This is a genomic window from Paenibacillus sp. 01T422 (assembly GCF_056398785.1).
This window is the reverse complement of sequence record NZ_JBFTQB010000952.1, coordinates 1-2,381: the sequence shown is the minus strand read 5'-3', so window position 1 is coordinate 2,381 and position 2,381 is coordinate 1. Positions and strand designations below refer to the sequence as shown.

Annotated in this window: 2 protein-coding genes; both read right to left on the bottom strand. The window is 44.6% G+C overall.

Going from position 1 to position 2,381, the window contains the following annotated elements:
• Nucleotides 1-1,845, bottom strand: a 1,845-nt coding sequence (locus AC1DUA_RS33980) for a helix-turn-helix domain-containing protein (RefSeq protein WP_477503940.1), incomplete at its 3' end; no start/stop codon positions are given.
• Between the two features lie 136 nt (nucleotides 1,846-1,981).
• Nucleotides 1,982-2,381: helix-turn-helix domain-containing protein (locus AC1DUA_RS33975; protein WP_477503939.1), on the bottom strand; the 400-nt coding region annotated here is incomplete at its 5' end.

Here is a 2,381-nt window from a genome sequence, read left to right as displayed (position 1 = left end):
ACTGTTTAATACATGCAAGGATTCTTCCCGCATTTGTTCAAGGGAATGGCAGTCATCCATGACTTTACTGAGCCTCGGCAGGCCGTCTTGCACCCATATTTCTTGAGACTCTTTGGTCATCCCCGCCATTTCCCGCCCCAAATAATAGATTAAATAATTCATCAGATTCGTGATTTCATCTTTGGTCAATAACCCAAGCTTCATTTCGCCAAAAAGCTCGTCATACTTCGTCTTCCATTCCTCTTCAAGAAGCCTGAACGACTGAAGGATGGAGCGAATGGCATTTAGATGTGAAAAGACTTCGGCCTGGCCGTGATTGGCAATGTGCTCACTGGTGATCAGCCTGTTTTCACCAAGCACAATTTTATATGTAAGCGCCCTTAGCGCTTCTTTATACGAATTTGCAACACTCGCAAGCTGTACAACCTGTTCACCAATACCAACCGTTACCGTAAACTTCAAGTTCTCCTGAGCCCACACACGTACATGATCAAAAAGTTGAAGTATCGAGGTCGTGCTGGCTTCCTCCTCGCTATCGATGAACGCCATAACACTGAGCTGATAAGCGGAAGTCCACTCAGCCCACAGCACGAGCTCATATTTCGGGGCGAGCTCCTGAATGACACTGCGCAGCGCAAATTTGAGAAGATTCTGATCTCTGCGTGAGTATTGGCAGCAAAAATCACTGTATTTATCCATTTCGATTACCAGCACCACTTGTCGATCGGAAGCGTAGGGGAGCTGTAGGCTGCTTGTTTCTTCTACCCACTCCTCGTGCGTTAACCCCGTGTCGCCTTCGATGAGCTGATGGAACAAGTACCTCGTTCGCAGATGCCTGTCTTCTTCATGCTTTTGCTGATACTGATTCGATTGTTCGATAATATTGGACAAAGCGGATTCGATGAACGAAAATTCATCTCCCCCCTCCTTGGACAACGGGAGACTGTAACCACGAATACGTGCCACGATCTGCTCCAGCGGCCTCGAATTACGCCTCGTCACATAAAGCAGCCACACGAATCCAACCACAATCATCGCGATTCCGATAATAAACCAAACGTTATAGAGCGAGGAGATGACATGAAACACTTTGCCGTTAACAAGCCCGCTCTGATAGGACCATCCCGTATAGCTCGATACATAATTCGAGAAAATCCTTGTTTGTTCGTTTGAACTGGATTCTCGAAACAAATCGTTACCCACGGCGTCCCGAAGGCCGATATAACTTGTTTTGGAGTCATACAGATCGGCGATGCTGGTCCGTAACGAATCCGTCGCCACATTGACGACGATCATTCCTTTCTCGCCAGTAATGAATGGTGCACCCCGCACCAAGCTGACTACAGGCTTGCTGCCTTTTACAGAAAACTGCTCGAAATTTCTAACGCCTGACCATTTTTTGCTTACCAGCGGGTCTTTGGCCCTCTGAATAAATGGCTCGTCTTTGTAGTTGCTTAACTGATCGCTTGTTGCATTACTGAGCACAAAATTGTCGTCAAACCGCACCAAATAGATCGAATCAATCATTGGGTACGAGGAGATCATGTCCTGCATTTTTTTTACCGCGCTAATATTGATATAAACATTAGTTTTGGCTTCGTTATTGAAGAAATCGATCAATTCCTTATTATTAATTGTTTCCATCATTACCATGTTGTCGATTGCCTTCAACGAGGTGTCGATCAGGCGCATCGCTTGTAAGGACAACATCTTGTTGGCATTTAGCGCCTCTTTGCGGCTTTGTTCACTCAGCACCTGAAAAAACACGAAAAACGTAAACGTGACCACGATAATAAAAATCGGCATATAGGAAAGCAGCAGCCGATTAAATAGCGTTTTCCTCATGTTCAGCCTCCATTGTTCAAATGAAATGACGACGGTGAGCAAAGCGAAGAATGGATGCCTTTGCCTTTTTTGCGTCTATCTACCAGTGTACACGCTTACATCGGATATCGTCCACTCTAAGTCACGCCTGTCGGCCTCATTTGTAATGCTTAGGGCTGACCCCAACATACTTTTTAAATATTCTTGAAAAATACGTACGTTCCATATAGCCTAGCTTCAGCGCTATCATCTCGATATTGTATTGTTTTTCCTTTAACAAGCCGCAGGCAATTTTCATTTTGAATTGATGATAGTAATCAACGAAATTCACACCGGTTTCTTGCTTGAAATACCGTGAAAAATAACTTGGATTCAGAAATAAATAATCGGCGATATCCACCATCGAAATATTTTCAGCCAAATGATCCGTTATGTACCGGTCGATTTGCTGCAGCTTCGGCTTCTTGTCTATCGTCAAATGGAGCGAAGCCGTGTGCAGCTCCTCTAATTTGCAGCTGATTAATTCAAGACTTTCTTTTAACCGCTTGCACCTCAGT